We start from the raw sequence: 20764 nt of genomic DNA on the forward strand, positions 1-20764 counted from the left end.
CCGCCTCTCTGGACGGTGTTAAAGGTTGCTTGCAGGATTCAGTCTAGCGTGCGCCTCAGGCGCCCAGTCGAAGGGCCGCGTCCGTGACCTCGTCGGCCTTCGCCGCCCTGATCGGGTGCCCGGTGGTTGTGAGGCACTTCCCGGTCTTCAGGTCCCACTTCCAATCGTGCATGCTGCACGTGAGGACGCCTTCCTCGTCGACCTTGCCCGTCTTGGTGAGGTCGGCGCGCAGGTGAGGGCAACGGCGTTGCACGACCCAGTCGCCGATCTCGGCGTCCTCGGTCTGATCGGTCTGCTCCGAGTACCAGTTCTCGACGTACTCGATGCGGTCGACCGAGAGGCACTTGAGGAATGTCGTCAGGAACTCGTTGAACTTGCCGCTGCGGCCCACGTGGAACTGCATCGACAGGAAGATCGAGTTCGACCAGTCGATCTCGTGATCGCGGATGTTGGTCGAGACCAGGTCGGCGGGGATCGTGTACCAGTAGATGCACTCCTCCCCCGCGTACTCGCGCACTTTCGCCCGCGGGAAGTCGACCACCATGTCGAGGTCGCCGATGCGGAACCGCACGCAGCCGCCGACGCCGAGGCGGATGGTGCGCGACTTCTTGAGCAGCGGCTCCCACCACGCCTTGATCGTGGCGAGCATCTCGTCCGGCGGGATGATCTCGGCACGAGAGGCTTCCTCGTCGCGGATCTCCTGCTGCCGACTCGCGCGCTGCGATTCGAGGTACTCCCACTTGTCGTCGAAGATGTGGGCGATCTCCGCATCCGTGTAGAGCGTCTGAGTGATCGTCATGTCGGCGTGGTCCAGTTCGACCACCGTGCCGGGCACGAACAGCTGACCGTCGTACTGCGGCGCCTGCTCCTCGAGATGCGCCAGGAACTGCTTCTGATCCGTGAAGATCGAGTCGTCGTCGAGCCCGAAGCCGTTGTACTTGAACAGCTCGTCGCGCAGGAACATCGGCGGACCGGCCATCGGGAACACGTGCGGCGCGTCGACCTTCTCGATGTAGAACATCGCCCGCTTGTTCTGCGCCTCGCGCTTGAGGCGGGCGAAGTTCTGCTTCGCGTCCTGCGGCAGGTCGTAGACCATGGGCCACCAGATCGCTCCGGAGGTCTGCGTGAAGTACGCGTCGGGCTTGCCGAAGCTCAGCAGCTTCTCGAGATCCAGCGGATGCGAATCGTTCTGGTTGAGCACGGATGCCGTGCCGTCGTCGACGCTGAGGGAGGAGTCGCCGATCGGGCCGTCGCTGGGGGCGCGCAGCGGGGTGATCATGATCTTGAGCTCACCGCGCCGGATGACCTCACCGGCGGGTGCGTAGGTGATGTTCTCGTACCCGAGCGCCCTGATGTCCTTCTCGAGGTCGTCGATCGGATAGTCGGGAAGCAGCACTTCGATGTCCTTGCGGATGTAGCGCTCGAGAAGCGCGGGATCGAAGTGATCGCGGTGACGGTGCGAGATGTAGAGGAAGTCGGCCTCACGGCCGAGCCTCTCCCAGTCGAGTCCGCGATTGTCGGGGAACGGGAACCAGGAGCCGTAGAAGGAAGGGCCCATGACCGGGTCGCAGATGATGTTTCCGCCGACCGTCTCGATGAACATTCCGGCGTGGCCGAGCCCCGTGATCCGCATTGCGCTCCTTCTGAGATTGACCTCACGATTGTACCCGGGGGCCACTGAGCGCACGCCGAGGCTCGGCCGGGCGGCGGCACTGCGATCGACGCGTCAGAGGGTCGGCACTGCGCTCACGCGCACGACGGCCGATTTGAACTCCGGCATGCCGGAGACCGGATCGGTGGCATCGATCGTCAGCAGATTCGCGCTGTGCGCGTCGGCGAAATGGAACGGCAGGAACACGGTGTCAGGACGGATGGCCACCGTCGTCGAGACCTTCGCCGTCACCGTGCCGCGGCTGTTCTCGAGAACTGCGTCGTCGCCGTCCCTGAGGCCGCGGTCGGCGGCGGTCGACGGATGCATCGTCACCTCGAGGACGCTGCGCGCGGCCATCAGCTCCGGCACCCTTCGCGTCTGCGCACCGGACTGGTAGTGCTCCAGCAGACGGCCGGTGATGAGAGTGAGCTGGTCACCGGCCGGCGCGTTCTCCGGGCGTGCGGCGACGGAGACCGGAACGATGCGTGCGCGCCCGTCCGGATGCCGGTATCCGTCGGCGAGGGGCCGCGGCGTGCCGTCGCTGCCGCTCGGATACGGCCAGTACGCCTCACGACCGTCATCGAGCAGCTCATGGCTGAGTCCGGAGTAGTCGGCGACGCCACCCGCCGACGCGCGCGCCAATTCGTCGAACACCAGAGCCGGATCGAGGTCGAAGCGCCCTGGGGCACCCAGTCGACGTGCGAGCTCGGAGAAGATCCACAGCTCGCTGCGCACACCGGCAGGCGGTTCGACCGCACGCCTGCGTCGGATCACCCTGCCTTCGAGATTCGTCATCGTGCCCTCCTCCTCGGCCCACTGCGTGACCGGCAGGACGATGTCGGCCATCGCGGCGGTCTCCGAGAGGAAGAAGTCGCAGACCACGAGAAGGTCGAGTCTCCCGAGTCGCCGACGTACCGCTCCCGCATCGGGTGCGGAGATGACGGGGTTGGACCCGTGCACCAGCAGCGCACGGATGCCGTCCGCCTCGTCGATGGAGGCCAGCATCTGCACGGCAGGCAGACCGGGTCCCGGCAGGTCCTCCGCCGGCACGCCCCACACTGCGGCGACATGGGCTCGTGCGACCGGATCCGTGATCTTGCGGTACCCGGGCAGTTGATCGCATTTCTGACCGTGCTCCCGTCCTCCTTGACCGTTGCCCTGCCCGGTGAGCGTGCCGTAGCCGCTGCCGGCTCGCGTCGGCAATCCGAGGATCAGCGCGAGGTTGATCGCGGCGGTCGCCGTGTCGGTGCCGTTCGCGTGCTGCTCGACTCCGCGCCCGGTGAGGATGAAGGTCTCCGACTCGGATGAGAGGCGCCGCGCCACATCTCGCAGCACGGCGACCGGCACCCCCGTCACCTGCTGCACTCGGGCCGGCCACCACGCCGCCACGCTGCGGCGCAGATCGTCGAATCCCCTGGTGCGCTGCTCGACGCCGTCGGCGTCGTACAGGTGCTCCGCGATCACGATGTGCGTGAGACCCAGCAGCAGCTCGAGATCTGTACCGGGGGCGGGTGCCACGTGAATCCCCTGCCCCTCTTCGGTCAGCCGCGCGGTCGCACTGCGACGAGGATCGACCACGATGAGGCCACCTGCACCGCGCGCTCCGGCGAGGTGCGACAGGAACGGCGGCATGGTCGCAGCGACATTCGAGCCCAGCAGGAGTACGGTCTTCGCGGCATCGAGATCGGCGACCGGGAAGGGCAGCCCCCGGTCGATCCCGAACGCGCGGTTCGCCGCCGCTGCTGCGGACGACATGCAGAAGCGTCCGTTGTAGTCGATGCGGGATGTGCCGAGCGCGACTCGCGCGAACTTGCCCAGTTGATAGGCCTTCTCGTTGGTGAGGCCGCCACCGCCGAACACGCCGATGCTGTCCCGTCCGCGTTCGACCTGCAGCGCGCGGATGCGCTGAGCGAGGATGTCGAGCGCGGTGGTCCACCCCACCGGTACGAGGTCGCCGTTCTCGTCACGGATGAGAGGGGTGCGGATGCGCTCGACCGAGTCGAGCAGGGTCGAGGAGGTCCAACCCTTCCTGCACAGACCGCCGCGATTGGTCGGGAAGGATCGCCCGCTGACCGTCAGGGCCGGTTCGTCGATCGCGGCGTCCAGCGCTCTGGGCGTGAGCGTCATCGCGCACTGCAGCGCGCAGTACGGGCAATGCGTGTGCGTGTCGACGTTCATGCCGGTGCGGCCTGTGCGGATGACGCGTACCGTTCGATGAGCTCGGCGAGACGCGGCTTGCATCCGCCGCAACCGGTGCCTGCTCTGGTGTCCCGCCCCAGGCAGGCGACCGTGTCATTGCCCCTGACCACCGAATCCGCGATCGCCTGCACATCCACGCCGTTGCACACGCACACGGTGGTGCCCGGGGCGAAAGCGTCCGAACGCGCCAGCTCGCTGTCGTCCGCGCCGTCCATGCGCAGCAGCAGTGAACGATCTGCCGGCAGTTCGCCTCGTCGGTCGTACAGGAGCGTCAGCTCGGCCGCCGTGCGCGGCATCCCGACGCTGGCGAACGCCTCGAGAACGCCGCCCCTGCTGACCAGTTTGAGGTAGCGGCCGTGCTGAGGATCGGCCCACTGGGCGACGTGACGCAGCGGCGCGGAGTCGTCCGTCGGCGATGCATCCCAGATGTCGACGTCGACGTCACCCGCCGCCGCGACATCGACCCCGTCCGCCTTCAGCATGACGACGGAGCCCCTCTCCGCCGGTGGTGGGTCAGGAAGGGCGGCGCCGGCGGCTTCCGCCGTGAGCCGGCGGGCGAGCCAGGCCGCCTGTCTCCATCCAGGACCGATCAGTCCTGCGGGCGCCCCCGGCAGGCGCGTCAGCGCCTCCGTCTCGACCGTGCGCTCCACGATGTGCGCGCAGTCGCCGATCGCGAAGACATCGTCATCGCTCCAGGAACGCAGCCGTTCGTCGACCACGATCCCGGCCGCCGTGCGCATGCCCGACGTGGTCGCGAGCTCAGCTCGCGCGCCGACTCCGCACGAGAGCACCAACAGGTCGCCGCGAACGTAGTTGCCGTCTGCAGTGATCAGCGCGTCGAACGCCGGCGCACCGTCGGCGCCTGTGCGGAAGCCGACGGATTCGGCGCGGCTGTGCGCGTATACCTCGACGCCGCCCGCCCGCAGCGCGCGGGAGAGCACGATGCCCGCGCCCCGGTCAAGGCTGCGGGGCATGGGCGTCGCTCCGTGGTGCACCACAGCGACCTCGGCGCCGGCGCCGGCTGCCAGCAGAGCGAACTCCAGACCGAGCACGCCGGCACCCAGCACGACCACTCTCGCGCGTTCACTCATCACCGCGCGAATGCGCTCGGCGTCGACGAGGTCGCGCAGCACCGTCACCCCGTTCGGCAGCTCAGGGTCCGCGCCGATGACGGCGGCGCCCGATCTGGCCAGCGACGCCATGTCGAAGGCGGGTCGGTCGATACCGGTCAGCGTGGGTACGTTGGCGCGTGCGCCGGTCGCGAGCACCAAGCGGTCGTAGGCCAGTTGCTCACCTGTCGCGAGCTCTACCCGCTTGGTCGCCCTGTCGACGCTGACGACCCTGGTCCCGAGACGCACATCCACTCCCGCTCGCACGCTCTCCTGCGGATCGTGCAGGGTGATGCCGGCGGCATCCGCTCTGCCGACCGCCATTTCGGCCACGAGAACACGGTTGTACGGCGCATCCGGCTCGGCGCCGATGACAGTGAGGGCGATCGAGCCCGCCTTGACCACCGGCAGCAGCTCCTCGCACAGCCGCGCACCGACCGGGCCGAATCCGACGACCACCACCCGAAGCGGTGCGCCGTGCGGCACCTCAGATCCGCCGTCCGTCGAGTGCGGCACGGGGCACGGCGTAGACGACGACCGTGATGACGAGGAGCACGAGGTACACGACACCGAATCCGACGAAGGCGGCGTCGTAGCCGCCCGATGCGAGCTGCGATGCGTTCAGCACCTGCGGCACGAGGAATCCGCCGTACGCTCCGAGCCCGGAGATGAGGCCGAGTGCCGCCGCAGCCCGACGCGCCACCATCGCGCCGTCGCCGTCCCGTCGCGCGACCGCCCTGGCGGAGAAGACGATCGGGATCATCCGGTACGTCGAGCCGTTGCCGACTCCGGTGGCGGCGAAGAGAACCAGGAAGCACACGAGGAACAGCCAGAACTCCCCGAGCGCGAGCACGCCGAGAATCCCGAACGCGCCGAGAGCCATGACCGCGAAAGCCACGATCGTCACGCGTGCGCCGCCGAAACGGTCTGCCAGTCGGCCTCCCAGCGGCCGGAACAACGATCCCACCAGAGCGCCGAGGAACGCGAGGGAGACCACTGCGGTGCCGATGTTCAGTCCGGCGAACTCGGGGAACACGTCCACGATGAGTTTCGGGAACACGCTGGAGAACCCGATGAACGAGCCGAAGGTGCCGACGTACAGCAGCGCGAGCAGCCACAGGTGCGGCTCTCGAAGCGCGGAGGCCGAGCCTGCGAGGTCGGCCCTCGCCGACGAGAGATTGTCCATGTACCGCCACGCGCCCCATGCCGCGATGAGGATGAATGGCACCCACATCCAGCCGGCCACCGGTAAGCCGAAGCCGACGACGGCGGTGACCGACACCACGATCGGCACGAAGAACTGCGCCACCGACGTGCCGAGGTTGCCTCCGGCGGCGTTGAGGCCGAGCGCCCAGCCCTTCTCACGCTGGGGGAAGAAGTAGGTGATGTTCGCCATGGAGCTGGCGAAGTTCCCGCCACCGAACCCCGCGAGACCGGCGATCACCAGCATGAGCCAGAACGGCGTGTCAGGATCGCCGACGGCGACAGCGAGCAGGGAGGCGGGGATCAGCAGCAGCAGCGCCGAGACGATGGTCCAGTTGCGACCGCCGAAGCGGGGCACCATGAACGTGTACGGGAACCGCAGGGTCGCACCGACCAGGCTCGGCACGGACAGCAGCCAGAAGGTCTCCGCGCTCGAGAACGTGAAGCCGGCGGCCGGCAGCAGCACGACCACGACGCTCCACAGTTGCCAGACGATGAAGCCGAGGAATTCCGCATAGATCGACCAGCCGAGATTGCGCCGAGCGATCGTACGGCCGGTGGTGCGCCAGAACTCCGCGTTCTCGGGATCGAACCCATCCACCCATCGACCGGGTCGGCGTGTGAGCGCGACGGGGCGGGTGTGCTGTTCCTGTGATGCGGCGACCGGCGAGATGACCATGGCTGACTCCCTGAGACACGCGGGTCCGAGACTTCCGGACGGTACGTCGTCGACGATAGGAGCGCGCTGTTTCGGACGTTCGTTGGATACGTTTCCGTCGAGTCACTTCTGCGTCACCGGCGTGATCGGGCAGGGTGAGGGGCGCGTCACACGGCCGTAACACCTGACCCCGTGACACCTGCGCTGTGATGCGGGCCCTGCGTACGCTCAGCTCTCGAAAAGTCCGCGGATGTCGTCGGCGGTGAGCGACTGGGCGAACATCTCCTCATCGTCCATGACCGCCGTGAACAGGCGCGCCTTGCGCTCCTGAAGGGCGAGCACCTTCTCCTCGATGGTGCCGGAGGAGATCATCCGGTACACCATCACCGGATTCTGCTGTCCGATGCGGTGCGTGCGATCGACGGCCTGCGCCTCCGCGGCCGGATTCCACCACGGATCCAGCAGGAACACGTAGTCCGCTTCCGTGAGCGTGAGGCCGAATCCGCCGGCTTTGAGACTGATCAGGAAGACCGGCTGCTCGCCGGCGCGGAAGCCGTCGATGACCTGAGAGCGCTTCGTCGTGGACCCGTCCAGATATGCGTAGGCGATCCCGGCCTGGTCGAGCCGCGCTGCCGCCTCCTGCAGGTAGGAGGTGAACTGACTGAAGACGAGAGCGCGGTGCCCCTCGGCCTGCAGCTCCTGCACGTGCTCGAGCAGCGCATCAAGTTTGCGCGATCCGATCTTCGCGTCGGCGGGATCGACGAGACCCGGCGACAGGCTCAGCAGGCGCAGCATCGTGAGGGAGCGGAACACGATGAAGCGGTTGCGGTCGAGGTCCTGCAGCAGCCCGAGCACCTTCTGCCGCTCGCGCTGGAGCACCGTGTCGTACAGCACTCGGTGCGCGGGGCTGAGCTCGACGTGCAGATGCTGCTCCTGCTTCTCCGGCAGATCGGCGGCGACCAGCTGCTTGGTGCGGCGGAGCATGAGCGGACGGATGCGCCGGCGCAGCCGCTCGAGACGTCTCTGACGGTATGCGCCGCCCTCCTCGTTCTCGGGGACCTTGCCCTTCTCGATCGGCTGCACGTACTCCTCGCCGAACTTCCTCGCGGACGGGAACAGCCCCGGGGCCGCGAGCTTCAGCAGCGCCCAGAGGTCTGTGAGGCTGTTCTCCATCGGCGTGCCGCTGACGGCGTAGACGACGTCGGCGTTCAGCGCCGCGACCGCTCTGTGCTGCTTCGTCCGGGGATTCTTGACGAACTGCGCCTCATCGAGGATGACACCGGCCCACGCCGCCTCGGCGAACTCCTTCTCATCGAGACGCACCAGCGTGTACGAGGTGATGACGAGGTCGGCGTCGCTGGCGGCATCCGCCATCGCGTCCCGCTTGACGCTGCTGCTGTCCACCACTCGCACGCGCAGGCCGGGGGCGAAGCGCTCCGCCTCGCTGCGCCACGACCCGAGCACGGAGGTCGGCGCGACGACCAGGAACGGGCGCTCCTCCCCCGCCTGCTTGGCGTGCAGGACGAGCGAGAGCAGCTGGATCGTCTTGCCGAGGCCCATGTCATCGGCGAGGATGCCGCCCAGCCGATGCGCCCACAGGAACGCCAGCCAGTCGAACCCGGCCTTCTGGTACGGCCGCAGTTCGGCACGGAGCCCCTCCGGCACCGGAGTCTGCGGCACCTCGGTCGCCTGCCGAAGCCCCTCGGCCGTCGCGCGCCAGCTCACCGCGGGAACCGCCTCATCGGCGAGGTCTTCGAACTCCTCCCACAGATCCGTCTGGTAACGACTGATGCGCGGTGCGGTCTCCCATTCCTGCAACTCGGACGCCTCGTCGATGAGCTCGCGCAGCCGGTCGAGCGCCGGATGGTTCAGAGACAGATAGCTTCCGTCGACCAAAAGCAGCTTGCGTCGTCCTTTCGTCATCGCGGTGAACAGCGGCGTGAACGGGATCGTCCTCCCGTCGATCTTCACGAGGACGCCGAGATCGAACCAGTCCGCGTCCGCGCTCTCGACCGTCGTCACCGTGATCTCCGGGATGCCGGTGAGCTCGTGATACTGCTTGCGCGTGCCCCGCTCCACGACGCTGACGCCGTGCTCCTGGAACACGGGCATGACGTGCGCGACGAACTCCGCGGCGTCGACGTCGTGCAGGGTGCCGGTGGCCGCGAACACCGCGTCGGAGAGCATTCCCCATAGCTGCTCCAACTCCCGCTGACGCTCCTGCTCCGCATCGTCGTCGCGTACGGCATCTGCGGTCGAGGAGAAAGGGAAGCGCCCGAACCCCTTGTAGGTCCATTCGAACGCGTAATCGACCGTGTCCGACGGGCGGAATGCGACAACGAGGGTCGGCTGCGGCAGCGGAACGGTCGGCAGTTTCACGGTGCCGACGGTGCGGATAGGTGCGCGACGCGCCAGCGCCGGATACGCCTCACGGAGGAACGCCGCTTCGTCGGCCTGCGAGACGGTGATCTCCCCCGGCGTCTTCAGCAGCGCGTGCACAGGCTCGCCGAGTTCGACCTCGGCCAGTGTGAGGGCGATGCGACTGCCGATGGATTCTGCCGTGTACACACCGGAGTGCCCGATCGTGCGAACGGATGCCGTCGGGACGTGCCGGTCGTCGACGATGACCTCGGCGCCGATGCGCAGCGAACCGTCATCCGCTCTGCGGAGCTGCGCCGACACCACGGCCGATTCTCCGAGAGCGACCGTGGTGCTCTTCTGGGTCGGGATCAGCGCGATGCCGAGATCGCGCCCCTGACGGAGATGGCCCCACAGCAGTGACGACTCGATCAGATCCATGGCGAGCCAGTCACCCGCCGTGCCCGAGAGCAGCGAGTCGCGCGAGAGGCTGAGCAGGTCGGCGAACCACCGCACGCGCTCACGTCCGAACACGCCGGCCGACCGGCGCACGGAGTCCCACGACACGTCGCCCTGGATCCACGCACCGGTCGCAGCGCTGCGCATGAGCGGACGGATGCCGAGCAGCAGTTCGCCCGTTGCCTTGGCCAGATCGCGCGGGGTCACGGCGCGCACCGGGCGCGGTGCCCAGTGCCGCCCGTCGCTGTGCGCGCGCTGACGCAGTTCGACACCGAGCGCTATCGGGGTGACGGCATCGGCCGCCGCAGAGGGGACCAGCGTCCGCCACGCCGCCGGCGCGTGTCGCTCAGGCGTGTCCGATTCCGACAGCACGGCATCGTCGTTGCTGACCAGGAGCGTGGCGATGACGTGCTTGCACGCCTGCGGTACAGGACAGCTGCACGACGTGGACGCGACGTCGGCGGAGATACCTGTCGTGGCGAACCGTATGGCGCAGCGATAACTGTGCTCGCCGGAGCCGCTGACGACCGACGTCAGCACTCGTTCCGCGTCGTCCCAGGACGTCCGGCTGACCATGCCGGAGCGCTGGTACGACACGCCCCGCTGATAGCCGCCCTCGTCGGTCAGCCGACGGATGACAGCGGGATCGAGGTACGGCGCTGGCATATCGGTATCCTCTCAGCGAGCACCGACATGGCCGATGTGGCGCACGCCCCGTGCGCCCATCGGCTGTTCAGCTGGCGCGCGCCACCCTGGCGAGCACGCCGTGGACGAACGCGCCGGAGTCGTCCGTCGAGAACTCCTTGGCCAGTTCGACGGCCTCGTCGATCGCGACAGCGGTCGGGACCTCGTCGTTGTGCAGGATCTCCCACACGCCGATGCGCAGCAGCGCACGATCGACGGCGGGCATCCGCTCGATCTTCCAATCGCGACTGTGCGTCACGATGTGCTCGTCGATCTCGTCGCGGTGATCGACGATGCCGTCGACGATCTCGCGTGCGTAGAGCCAGGACGCCTCGCGAGCGGGCTCGCTCGCGGCTCGCGTGGCCTCTGCGGCGAGAGCGACCGGGAGGTCGTCACCGCGGACGTCGGCGGAGAAGAGGATGTCGAGTGCGCGCTTGCGCGCCTTCGTACGAGCGCCCACGCCTTACTTCTCGCGACCGAGGTAGTCACCCGTGCGGGTGTCGACCTTGATCTTCGTTCCGGCCTCGATGAACAGCGGCACCTGCATCTCGTAACCGGTCTCGACCGTCGCGGGCTTGGTTCCTGCCGAGGAGCGATCCCCCTGCAGACCCGGTTCGGTGTAGGTCACCTCGAGGGTGACGGACGCGGGGAGATCGATGTAGAGCGGGTTGCCGTTGTTGAGGGCGATCGTGACCTGCTGGTTCTCCAGGAGGAAGTTCTTCGCGTCGCCGACCGTCGCGGCTCCGACGGTGATCTGGTCGTAGTCGGTCGTGTCCATGAACACGAATCCGTCGCCGTCTGCGTACAGGTAGGTGAAGTCACGGCGATCGACGTTCTCGATCTCGATCTTGGCGCCGGCGTTGTACGTGCGGTCCACGGTCTTGCCCGAGACGACGTTCTTCAGCTTGGTGCGCACGAACGCGCCGCCCTTGCCGGGCTTGACGTGCTGGAACTCGATGACGTTCCAGAGCTGTCCGTCGATGCTGAGGACGACGCCGTTCTTGATGTCTGCGGTGGATGCCATGCGCTGAAAGTTCCGTTTCCGTTGATGAATGACCGATCACTGAGCGTGTCGAAGTGTCGGCCGACAGTCGATTCTACGGGATGAGCGCCGTGAGCTGACGAACGGCGTTCGCGTAGCCGTCCACGCCCTCACCGATGACCCGCACCGCAGCCACGTCCTCGAGGTAGGAGAAGTGGCGGAACTGCTCTCTGGCGTGCACGTCGGAGACATGCACTTCGGCGAACGGCAGTGACACACCGGTGAGGGCGTCTCTCAGCGCGATGGACGTGTGCGTGAGCCCGCCCGGGTTGATCACGATGCCAGCGCAGTCCTCACGGGCGGCATGGATCGCGTCGATGAGCACGCCCTCGTGGTTGCTCTGGAGGCTGCGCACCTCGAAGCCTGCCGCTGTCGCGGCGTCCTCGGTGATCCGCACGGCATCCGCCAGCGTGGCAGTGCCGTAGACGCTGGGTTCCCGGGTGCCGAGCAGATTGAGGTTCGGCCCGTTGACGAGCAGGATGCGGCGCTTCTCGGTCACGACTGCACCCTATCGCCGTCGGTGATCTCACGCGCCATCTCGATCTCATCGCCGATGGATGCGGTGAACTGCACGCCCGTGTCGGCGAATCCGGCGCGACGATACGCAGCCTGGGCGCGTGCGTTGTCGACGTGGACGTCGAGGGTCAGCGCGGAGTCGCCCAAAGAGGCAGCCCACCTCGCTGCGGCGTCGAAGAGCGCCTCGACGATCCTGCGGCCGCGGTGCTCCTGCCGGATGAAGACGCCCACGACATCTCCGCGTGCGGCCGTGACGGGCCGGCCGTGGTGGTCGACCGATCCGGCAGGACGCCGCAGCACAGTGGCGGTGCCGACCCACTCTCCGTCCGACTCGGCCACGAACTGCGCGACCGCCTCGCCCGACGCCGCGCCCGTCGTTCGTTCCTGCCAGAAGGCGTCATCGTGCGCCGATTCCTCCTCGAAGGAGTGCAGGAAGGCGATCGCCGCTGCGGGGTCGCGCACGGCGTCGAGTCGCAGATCCCGCACGCGTTCCCATTCGTCCGCCCGCACGCGGCGGACGTCGACGCTCATGCGCCCACCTCCTGGTACGCGGCGAACAGGAGGGACTCGTCCGGTGCCTGCAGCACGGTGGGCTTGGCGATGTCGTCGAGCACGATGAAGCGCAGCATCCCGCCGCGGCTCTTCTTGTCGCGCTGCATCGTCGCCAGCAACGTGTTCCAGGCACCGGCCCGGTAGCTGGTGGGCAGACCGAGCGATTCGAGGATCGTGCGGTGCCGGTCGGCGGCGTCATCGGAGAGGCGTCCTGCGAGCCGGGAGATCTCCGCGGCGAACAGCATGCCGACCGAGATCGCGGCGCCGTGACGCCAGCGGTAGCGCTCGGCATGCTCGATCGCGTGGCCGAGGGTGTGACCGTAGTTGAGGATCTCGCGCTGACCGGCCTCGCGGAAATCGTCCGACACGATGCGCGCCTTCATGTCGATCGAGAGTTCGATGGCGCGCCGGAACTCCTCGGTCGTCGCATCGACGGCACGGGCGGGGTCCGCCTCGATGATGTCGAGGATCTCCGGTGACCAGATGAATCCGGCCTTTACGACCTCCGCGAACCCGGCCGTGGCCTCATGCGCGGTGAGGCTGCTCAGTTCGTCGAGGTCGCCGATCACGGCGCGCGGCGCCCAGAACGCACCGACGAGGTTCTTGCCCTCCGCAGTGTTGACGCCGGTCTTGCCTCCGACCGAGGCATCGACGAGTCCGAGCACGGTGGTCGGTACCTGCACGACCTGCACGCCGCGCAGCCAGGTGGCGGCGACGAAGCCGGCGAGATCGGTGACCGACCCGCCGCCGTAGCCGATGACGGCATCGGTGCGGGTGAAGTCCGCCTGTCCCATGATCTGCCAGCAGAACGCGGCGACCTCGATGCGCTTGCTCTGCTCGGCGTCCGGCACCTCGGCCAGCAGCACTTCGCGCTGGCCCTCGGAAGTGTCGGCGAGGAGACGGTCGCGCAGCTCCGCTGCCCGCGCGGCGAGAGTGGGCGGATGCACCACCAGGACCTTCCGCACAGCGGGATCGAGGGCCGCAGAGACTCGATCGAGGATCCCCCTGCCCACCGTGATGTCGTAGGACGCCTGTCCTGTCACGCTGATCGTGGTGGTGCTCATGCCTGTTCTCTCCTCCATGCTGCGATCTCGTCCGCGATGCGATGCATCGGCCGCCGCGACGTGTCGAACGTCACGTCGGCGATCTCCTCGTACCAGCCTCGACGCTGCGCGTATATCTGATTCCAACGTTCCAGCGGGTCGTCGTCGCCTGCAAGGAGTGGGCGCCCGCCGCTGCGGATGCGCTCGGCCACCGCATCCGACGACACCGCGAGGAAGACGACGCGATGACGCCGCAGAAGCTCACGGGTCGCCGCGGAGGTCACGGCACCCCCGCCCACGGAGATCACGCCCCCGTCGCCGAGCGCCTTCGCCACGGCCTCCTTCTCGAGTTCGCGGAAGTGCGCTTCCCCTCGGGATTCGAAGAGTTCGGGGATCGGGCCGTGCTCGGCGGCGATCTGCTTGTCGGTGTCGATGAATCCGACACCCAGTCGCTTGGCGACCTGCCGGCCGACGCTGGTCTTACCCGCGCCCATCGGACCGACGAGCACGAGTGTCAGCGGCTCAGGCGCGCTCATCGTTGGCGATCAGCGCCGCCTCCGAGGCGGGCGCGGTGCGCAGCTCGGCCGGGATCGCGTCGAGGTAGCTCGCGAGATTGCGCGCCGTCTCGCGGATGCTGTCCCCGCCGAACTTCTCGAGCACGGCGTTCGCGAGCTCGACGGCGACCATCGCCTCGGCGACCACACCCGCCGCCGGGACGGCGCACACATCGGAGCGCTGGTGGTGGGCGGTGGCCGTGTCGCCCGTGGCGACGTCGATCGTGCGCAGCGAGTGCGGAACGGTCGCGATCGGCTTCATGCCGGCGCGCACGCGCAGCACCGTGCCGGTGGACATCCCGCCCTCCGTGCCGCCTGCGCGGTCGGATCCGCGGGTGATCCCGGCCTCGGCGGCGAAGAGCTCGTCGTGCGCGGCGGAACCGCGACGACGCGTCGTCTCGAATCCGTCGCCCACCTCCACGCCCTTGATGGCTTGGATGCTCATGAGCGCCTGAGCGAGTCGCGCATCGAGACGGCGATCCCAGTGCACGTGCGAGCCGAGTCCTGGCGGGAGGCCGTACGCGAGCACCTCGACGATGCCGCCGAGAGTGTCGCCGTCCTTGCGCGCGTCGTCGACCTCCGCGACCATCGCGGCGGAGGTGGCGGCGTCGAAGCACCGCAGCGGGTCGGCGTCGAGCGCCTCGACGTCGTCGGGTGCGGGCAGCGGACTGCCGTCCGGCACGCGCACCGGGCCGATCGAGAGCGTGTGGCTGACGAGACGGATGCCGAGCTCGCCGAGGAAGGATCGGGCGACGGCGCCGAGCGCCACACGCGCCGCCGTCTCACGCGCGCTCGCCCGTTCGAGGATCGGACGCGCCTCGTCGAAGTCGTACTTCTGCATGCCGACGAGGTCGGCGTGCCCCGGCCTGGGGCGGGTCAGCGGCGCGGAACGGCCGCGCGACTTGTCGGTGATCTCGACGGGCTCGGGGTTCATGACCTCGATCCACTTGGGCCATTCGGTGTTGCCGATGCGGAGTGCGACCGGACTGCCGAGGGACTTGCCGTGGCGGACCCCGCCCGAGATGGTGAGTTCGTCCTGCTCGAACTTCATGCGGGACCCGCGTCCATAGCCGAGCTTGCGGCGGGCGAGATCCTGCTGGATCGCCTCGGACGAGATCGGGACGCCGGACGGCAGCCCTTCCATGACGGCAATGAGTTCGGGGCCGTGCGATTCGCCGGCCGTGAGCACGCGGAGCATTGCTCCAGTCTCCCATGAGCGAGGACCCTGTTCTCCCCGCATGTCACGGAGGTCGGGTCAGGAGGGCGTCGGATCCGTCAGAGCCGTGCGCATCGCGGCCAGAACGGCCGCCTCATCGTCGAGAGTGTCGACCGGATGACCGTGGACGAACACTCGCACCTGTCGCAGCGCCTGGTGCAGCAGCATCGAGACTCCGGAGATGACCTGCTCACCGGGCCATGCGCCGGCCAGGGCCGATGGCCACGGGGAATATGCGACATCGAGCAGTGTGCCTCCGTCTGCGGCGAACGCGGACGCGTCCACGAGCACCGCGCCACCGGGAAGCGTGGCGACCGTGACGTCCACCGCGGCGACCTGATCGTCGAATGCGTTCACCTCGACCTCCACGCCGAGCCTCTCCCCCATCGCGCGCAACATCGCCGCCCGCTCGGGGCGGCGCGCGCGGATGTCGACGCGTTGCGCCCCCATCTCCGCGACCGCGACCAGGGCGGACGCCGCCGTCGCCCCTGCACCGAGTATGCGCGCACGCGCCACGTCACTGACCTGATGCTCGGCGAACGCGTCGATGATGCCGCCGACGTCCGTGTTGAATCCCGCAGGCGCGGCGCCGAGCAGGAGCGTGTTCACCGCCCCTGTGAGCTCGGCGTGACGGTCGTGCGTCTCGGCCGCGCGGAATGCCTGCTCCTTGAGCGGCATCGTCAGGGAGAGCCCGCGCCACGAATCATCCAGTCCGCGAAGCGCAGCGGAGAAGCCATCGGCGTCGACCTGCCTGCGGCCGTACTCCCAGTCCAGACCGAGAACGCCGATCGCGGCGCCGTGCAGCGCAGGCGACTTGCTGTGAGAGATCGGATCGCCCCACACCGCCAGGCGACGGGTGGTCACGGTGTCAGCATCCCTGGTCGGGGTTCGCGCGGCACCATTCCTGCCACGTCTCGATCGCGGCCTGATGCTCTTCGTACGTCGTCGAGAACACGGTCTCACCCGTCTGCAGGTTGATCGTCACGAAGTAGAACCACGGCCCGTCAGCCGGATGCATGGCCGCCTCGATCGCCGCATCGTTCGGGTTCGCGATCGGACCGACGGGCAGCCCGGTGTGAACATAGGTGTTCCACGGGTTGTCGTCGTTCTGCGCTTCTGTCGACGTGCTCACCACGCCCGCGTGGAGCTCGCCGTAGCCGTACTGCGCCGTGGAATCCATCTGCAGCATCATGCCGTCGTCGAGACGGTTCTGGATGACGCGGGAGACCTTGGCGAAATCGTCGGTGCGGCCCTCGCGCTGGATGATCGACGCGGTCGTGAGGATTCGCTGCTCGTCGCCGGCCGGCACGCCGGCTGCCGCGAGGGATTCACGGGTGCGATCGACCATGCGCTGGATGATCTGAGTGGCTGTCGCCTCGGGATCGAACGTGTACACCGCGGGGAACAGCCATCCCTCGAGGCTCTGAGCTGCGACGCCGTAGGCAGCGGGATCGGCGACGGCCGCCTGAAGATCCTCCAGCGGAATGCCGAGGCTCTCCGTGATGAGCGGCAAGGACGATTCGAGGGTGCCCCCCTCGGGGATGCCGACGGAGTTCTCCATCTTGTTCGCATCATCCTGCAGAGCAGCGAGGGCGTCAGCTGCGGTCATCTTCTGCTGCAGCTTGTAGACACCCGGATAGAAGGTCACGGCGATGTTCTCATCGACCAGGTAGTTGTAGAAGACGTCTTCCGTCTTCGTGACGCCCGCCTCGTACAGCGCCGTGGAGACCGGGGAACCCGTGTCCCCCTCGCGGATGGTGACGAGCGCCTCGCCGGAGGCGATACCGGGCTCGTAGTCGTCGGGTTCTCCCCAGCCCATGACCTCGTTGATCTTGTCGCCATAGGTGTTCATGACCCAGAAGCCGCCGGCGACGATGCCGCCGATCAGTGCGAGGACGATGATGAGCGCGACGAGACAGCCCGTGCGGCGCTTCTTCCTGCGCGGGGCGTGGCCGTCGGAGTCGTCGTGCTCGGTCGCGAAGAGGTCGTCGAGCGACGCGGGCGACGACGTGGGCACAGGGCGTGTCGCGGAGTCCGGGACCTCCCCAGGAGTCGAGGCTCCATCAGCAGGCGACTGCTCTGACTCTGGCCGAGCGGCATCCTCCTTCTCCACGCCTTCCGGCCGGGCTGCCGCGGGCGGAGCATTCTCGGGCGGCGTCGTCTCGGAGCGTGCGGCTTCGCGCAGGGCACGGCGTGAACCCGGTGCCGGCGGCGTCGAATCGACCGTCGGAACCTGGTGCTCGGGAGCAGGCAGCTTCGAGAACAGGTCGTCGGAGAGCGAGTTCGAGCCGCGCTCGGGACTCTCGCGTTCGGGCATGCTCAAGTGGGCTCCTCGTCGGTCGGCACCACGGAACCGGCCGGGTTGCCGGTGCTCTTCTCCGTGTCGATCGCGTGCTGCAGCAGCACCACAGCCGCGACCTGATCGACAATGCTACGAGAGTTTCGCTGAGTTCTGCCAGATGAGCGCAGCGCGGCATGCGCCGTGACGGTGCTGAGCCGCTCGTCCATCAGGCGCACGGGTACGGCCGTGAGCCGCTGCAGAGCGGCCGCGAACTCACGCGCATCCGCGGTGGACGGCGTGTCGGCCCCCTGCATGTTCACCGGCAGACCGACGATGAACTCCATCGGCTCGTACTCCGCGGCGATCTCGGCGATGCGCGCAAGAGAGTGCTCCGAGCGCGGCACGGTCTCGACGGGAACGGCGAGCATGCCGTCAGGGTCGCAGCGGGATACGCCCACACGCGCCTTGCCGACATCGATGCCGAGCCGCACTCCGCGGCGGAATCCGCTCACGCGCCGCGCAGCTCCTGCGTCACGGCCTCGAGAGCCGCATCCAACGCCGAGGCGTCAGTGCCGCCGCCCTGTGCGACGTCATCACGTCCTCCGCCGCCACCGCCGAGCACGCCGGCGGCCCGCTTCGCGAGCGCACCGGCCTTGGCGCCTGCCGAGCGTGCGGCATCGTTGGTGGCCACGACGACGATCGGACGACCGGCGGCGATGCCGCCGAGTGCCACGACCGCGGCATCCGAGCCGAGCCGCTCACGCACGCTCAGTGCCAGAGTCCGGATGTCATCCGCCGAGGCGACATCTCCGAGAGAGACCGACGCGACACGGTATGCGCCGACACGTGCGGCCGCCTCTGCGATTGCGGGCACCTGCCCCTCGCGCTGCTTGGCCTCGAACTGCGCGATGCGCTTCTCGGCGGTCTTGAGGTTCGCGGCGATCTCGGCGATCCGCTCCGGAAGCTGCTCGCGCGGTGTCTTGAGCGCGCTCGTGAGCTGCGACACGATCGCGCGCTCCGCGGCGAGCTCACGGAAGGCATCCTGGCCGACCAGCGCCTCGATACGGCGGTTGGAGGCGCCGACGGACGACTCGCCCACGACGCTGACGAGACCGATCTCGGCACTGGTGCCGACGTGCGTGCCCGCGCACAGCTCACGCGACCACGGGCCGCCGATGTCGACCATCCGCACGACATCGCCGTACTTCTCACCGAACAGCGCCATGGCGCCGGCTTCCTTCGCCTCGTCGAGCGACACGATGCGCGTCGTCACCTCGAGCGCGTCCTGCACGGCGCGGTTCGTGATCTCCTCGATCTCGGTACGCGCATCGGCGGACAGCGCCTGCGACCACGAGAAGTCGAAACGCATGTAGCCCGCGCGGTTGAGCGATCCCGCCTGGGTGGCGGTCGGGCCGAGCGTGTCGCGCAATGCCGCATGCACCAGGTGCGTGGCGGAGTGCGCCTGACGCGCCGCGCGACGGTTGGCCGCGTCGACGACCGTCGTCGCGCGATCGTCGAGCGCGACGCTGCCGCTGACGACCTGCACGGTGTGGCTGATGAGGCCGGCGACCGGCTTCTGCACGTCGAGCACGTCCAGCTCGAACCCGGCGCCCACGATCGTGCCCTTGTCGGCGACCTGTCCGCCGGATTCGGCGTACAGGGTCGTCTCGGCGAGGATGACCTCGGCGACCTGACCCTCCCCGGCGGATGTGACCGGCTGGCCGTCGACGAGGATGCCGAGAACACGGGACTCGATGTCGAGTTCGGTGTATCCGGCGAACCCGGTCTCACCGAGGGCTCGGAAGTCGCGGTACACCGAGACGTCGGCGAGCTGTCGTTTGCGACTCTTCGCATCGGCCTTCGCGCGTGCGCGCTGCTCCTGCATCAGGGTGTCGAACGCGCTGCGATCGACGTCGAGTCCGGCTTCCTCGGCGATCTCCAAGGTGAGGTCGATCGGGAACCCGTAGGTGTCGTGCAGCAGGAACGCCTCAGGACCCGCGAGGGTCTGCTTGCCGGACTTCTTGGTGTCGGCGAGTGCGAGGTCGAGGATCGTCGAGCCCTGCGCGAGCGTGCGCAGGAACGTCTCCTCCTCGGCGACGGCCAGACCGGAAAGACGGGTCCACTCGGTCTCGAGCACCGGGTACGCCGTCTTCATGGCGTCACGGGAGGCGGCGAACAGATCGGGGAACACCGGCGCGTCCACGCCCAGCAGTCGCATCGCGCGCACGGTGCGGCGCATGAGCCGACGAAGCACGTACCCGCGTCCCTCGTTCGACGGCTTCACGCCGTCCGAGAGCAGCATCAGCGAGGAGCGCACGTGATCCGCGATGACGCGGAAGCGGACGTCGTCCTCGTGGACGGCTCCATAGCGCTTGCCTGACAGTTCGACAGCGCGGTCGAGAACCGGACGGACCTGATCGGTCTCGTACATGTTCGCCACGCCCTGCTTGAGGAAGGCCACCCGCTCCAGGCCCATGCCCGTGTCGATGTTCTTCTTGGGCAGCGGCCCAGCGATGTCGAAGTCCTCCTGCGACCGCACGTCGCTGAGCAGCTCCTGCATGAAGACGAGGTTCCACAGCTCCATGTAGCGGTTGTCATCCGCCGCAGGGCCGCCATCGCGGCCGAACTGCGGACCACGGTCGAAGAAGATCTCCGAGTCGGGGCCGCCGGGGCCCGGCTGGCCGGTGTGCCAGTAGTTGTCGGCACGGCCCAGCCGCTGGATCCGCTCTTCCGGAAGCCCGATCACACGCCGCCAGATGTCTGCGGCCTCGTCGTCGGTCTCGTAGACCGTGACCCAGAAGTCCTTCTCCGCGAAGCCGAGTCCGCCGTCCGCCTCGCTGGTGGTCAGGAGCTCCCACGCGTAGGTGATCGCCCCCTCCTTGAAGTAGTCGCCGAACGACCAGTTGCCGAGCATCTGGAAGAACGTTCCGTGGCGGACCGTCTTGCCGACCTCTTCGATGTCGTTGGTGCGGATGCACTTCTGCACATCGGCCGCACGGGAGTACGGCGCGGGAACCACCCCGGTGAGATACGGGATGAACGGCACCATTCCGGCGATCGTGAACATCACGGTCGGATCGTCGCTCACGAGCGACGCCGACGGCACGATCGTGTGGTCGTTCTTCTCGAAGTAGCTGAGGTAGCGCTGCGCGATGTCCGCAGTTTTCATAGGGGTACGGCTGTCCTTGAGTGAGGAGGAGGAGCATCGCGACGACCGCGACGCAGAACGCGGGTGATCA

General features: G+C 68.1%; 16 protein-coding genes. All 16 read right to left on the reverse strand.

What is annotated here, in order from left to right:
• Nucleotides 1-55 precede the first annotated feature (55 nt).
• Complete coding sequence (locus ACYVG2_RS04545) at nucleotides 56-1633, reverse strand: Rieske 2Fe-2S domain-containing protein (RefSeq protein WP_460779870.1); 1578 nt, start codon at nucleotides 1631-1633, stop codon at nucleotides 56-58.
• A gap of 93 nt (nucleotides 1634-1726) precedes the next feature.
• Nucleotides 1727-3829: a molybdopterin oxidoreductase family protein gene (locus ACYVG2_RS04550; RefSeq protein WP_460779871.1), complete on the reverse strand. Its 2103-nt coding sequence runs from the start codon at nucleotides 3827-3829 to the stop codon at nucleotides 1727-1729.
• On the reverse strand, nucleotides 3826-5475 hold the full coding sequence (locus ACYVG2_RS04555; protein ID WP_460779872.1) for an FAD-dependent oxidoreductase: 1650 nt from the start codon (nucleotides 5473-5475) through the stop codon (nucleotides 3826-3828). Before ACYVG2_RS04555 ends, ACYVG2_RS04550 begins: the two co-directional genes overlap by 4 nt.
• Nucleotides 5447-6841 (reverse strand): MFS transporter, encoded by a 1395-nt coding sequence (locus ACYVG2_RS04560; RefSeq protein ID WP_460779873.1) that lies wholly within the window; start codon nucleotides 6839-6841, stop codon nucleotides 5447-5449. Before ACYVG2_RS04560 ends, ACYVG2_RS04555 begins: the two co-directional genes overlap by 29 nt.
• A 207-nt stretch (nucleotides 6842-7048) precedes the next feature.
• Nucleotides 7049-10303 (reverse strand): DEAD/DEAH box helicase, encoded by a 3255-nt coding sequence (locus tag ACYVG2_RS04565; RefSeq protein ID WP_460779874.1) that lies wholly within the window; start codon nucleotides 10301-10303, stop codon nucleotides 7049-7051.
• A 67-nt stretch (nucleotides 10304-10370) separates the two neighbouring features.
• The gene (gene nusB / locus ACYVG2_RS04570; protein ID WP_460779875.1) at nucleotides 10371-10781 is read right to left on the reverse strand and encodes a transcription antitermination factor NusB; all 411 of its coding nucleotides are present in this window, start codon (nucleotides 10779-10781) and stop codon (nucleotides 10371-10373) included.
• Between the two features lie 3 nt (nucleotides 10782-10784).
• Nucleotides 10785-11345, reverse strand: coding sequence for an elongation factor P (gene efp / locus ACYVG2_RS04575; RefSeq protein WP_259061871.1), 561 nt, complete (start codon nucleotides 11343-11345; stop codon nucleotides 10785-10787).
• Nucleotides 11346-11418: 73 nt separating this feature from the next.
• Nucleotides 11419-11862 (reverse strand): type II 3-dehydroquinate dehydratase, encoded by a 444-nt coding sequence (locus tag ACYVG2_RS04580; protein ID WP_460779876.1) that lies wholly within the window; start codon nucleotides 11860-11862, stop codon nucleotides 11419-11421.
• On the reverse strand, nucleotides 11859-12410 hold the full coding sequence (locus ACYVG2_RS04585) for a GNAT family N-acetyltransferase (RefSeq protein WP_460779877.1): 552 nt from the start codon (nucleotides 12408-12410) through the stop codon (nucleotides 11859-11861). The genes ACYVG2_RS04580 and ACYVG2_RS04585 overlap by 4 nt, the downstream gene beginning before the upstream one ends.
• Nucleotides 12407-13495 carry a 3-dehydroquinate synthase gene (gene aroB, locus ACYVG2_RS04590; protein ID WP_460779878.1) on the reverse strand — a complete coding sequence of 363 codons (1089 nt, stop codon included), beginning with the start codon at nucleotides 13493-13495 and terminating at the stop codon, nucleotides 12407-12409. The genes ACYVG2_RS04585 and aroB overlap by 4 nt, the downstream gene beginning before the upstream one ends.
• A complete protein-coding gene (locus ACYVG2_RS04595; protein ID WP_460779879.1) occupies nucleotides 13492-14010 on the reverse strand; it encodes a shikimate kinase in 519 nt (172 codons plus the stop codon). The genes aroB and ACYVG2_RS04595 overlap by 4 nt, the downstream gene beginning before the upstream one ends.
• On the reverse strand, nucleotides 13997-15226 hold the full coding sequence (gene aroC / locus ACYVG2_RS04600; protein WP_460779881.1) for a chorismate synthase: 1230 nt from the start codon (nucleotides 15224-15226) through the stop codon (nucleotides 13997-13999). Before aroC ends, ACYVG2_RS04595 begins: the two co-directional genes overlap by 14 nt.
• A 57-nt stretch (nucleotides 15227-15283) precedes the next feature.
• Nucleotides 15284-16108, reverse strand: coding sequence for a shikimate dehydrogenase family protein (locus tag ACYVG2_RS04605; protein WP_460779882.1), 825 nt, complete (start codon nucleotides 16106-16108; stop codon nucleotides 15284-15286).
• Nucleotides 16109-16112: 4 nt separating this feature from the next.
• Nucleotides 16113-17561: an endolytic transglycosylase MltG gene (gene mltG / locus ACYVG2_RS04610; protein WP_460779935.1), complete on the reverse strand. Its 1449-nt coding sequence runs from the start codon at nucleotides 17559-17561 to the stop codon at nucleotides 16113-16115.
• A 2-nt stretch (nucleotides 17562-17563) separates the two neighbouring features.
• Complete coding sequence (gene ruvX, locus ACYVG2_RS04615) at nucleotides 17564-18037, reverse strand: Holliday junction resolvase RuvX (RefSeq protein ID WP_448965578.1); 474 nt, start codon at nucleotides 18035-18037, stop codon at nucleotides 17564-17566.
• Entirely contained in the window at nucleotides 18034-20694 is a 2661-nt protein-coding gene (gene alaS / locus ACYVG2_RS04620) for an alanine--tRNA ligase (RefSeq protein WP_460779883.1), read from the reverse strand. The genes ruvX and alaS overlap by 4 nt, the downstream gene beginning before the upstream one ends.
• Between the last annotated feature and the right edge of the window lie 70 nt (nucleotides 20695-20764).

This window comes from Microbacterium shaanxiense, from assembly GCF_054779995.1.

Coding starts and splice junctions, on each gene's coding strand:
- efp (WP_259061871.1), bottom strand. CDS start 11,345: ATGGCATCCACCGCAGACATCAAGAACGGCGTCGTCCTCAGCATCGAC.
- ACYVG2_RS04595 (WP_460779879.1), bottom strand. CDS start 14,010: ATGAGCGCGCCTGAGCCGCTGACACTCGTGCTCGTCGGTCCGATGGGC.
- alaS (WP_460779883.1), bottom strand. CDS start 20,694: ATGAAAACTGCGGACATCGCGCAGCGCTACCTCAGCTACTTCGAGAAG.
- ACYVG2_RS04585 (WP_460779877.1), bottom strand. CDS start 12,410: ATGAGCGTCGACGTCCGCCGCGTGCGGGCGGACGAATGGGAACGCGTG.
- ACYVG2_RS04560 (WP_460779873.1), bottom strand. CDS start 6,841: ATGGTCATCTCGCCGGTCGCCGCATCACAGGAACAGCACACCCGCCCC.
- aroC (WP_460779881.1), bottom strand. CDS start 15,226: ATGCTCCGCGTGCTCACGGCCGGCGAATCGCACGGCCCCGAACTCATT.
- ACYVG2_RS04545 (WP_460779870.1), bottom strand. CDS start 1,633: ATGCGGATCACGGGGCTCGGCCACGCCGGAATGTTCATCGAGACGGTC.
- aroB (WP_460779878.1), bottom strand. CDS start 13,495: ATGAGCACCACCACGATCAGCGTGACAGGACAGGCGTCCTACGACATC.
- mltG (WP_460779935.1), bottom strand. CDS start 17,561: ATGCCCGAACGCGAGAGTCCCGAGCGCGGCTCGAACTCGCTCTCCGAC.
- ACYVG2_RS04565 (WP_460779874.1), bottom strand. CDS start 10,303: ATGCCAGCGCCGTACCTCGATCCCGCTGTCATCCGTCGGCTGACCGAC.
- ACYVG2_RS04550 (WP_460779871.1), bottom strand. CDS start 3,829: ATGAACGTCGACACGCACACGCATTGCCCGTACTGCGCGCTGCAGTGC.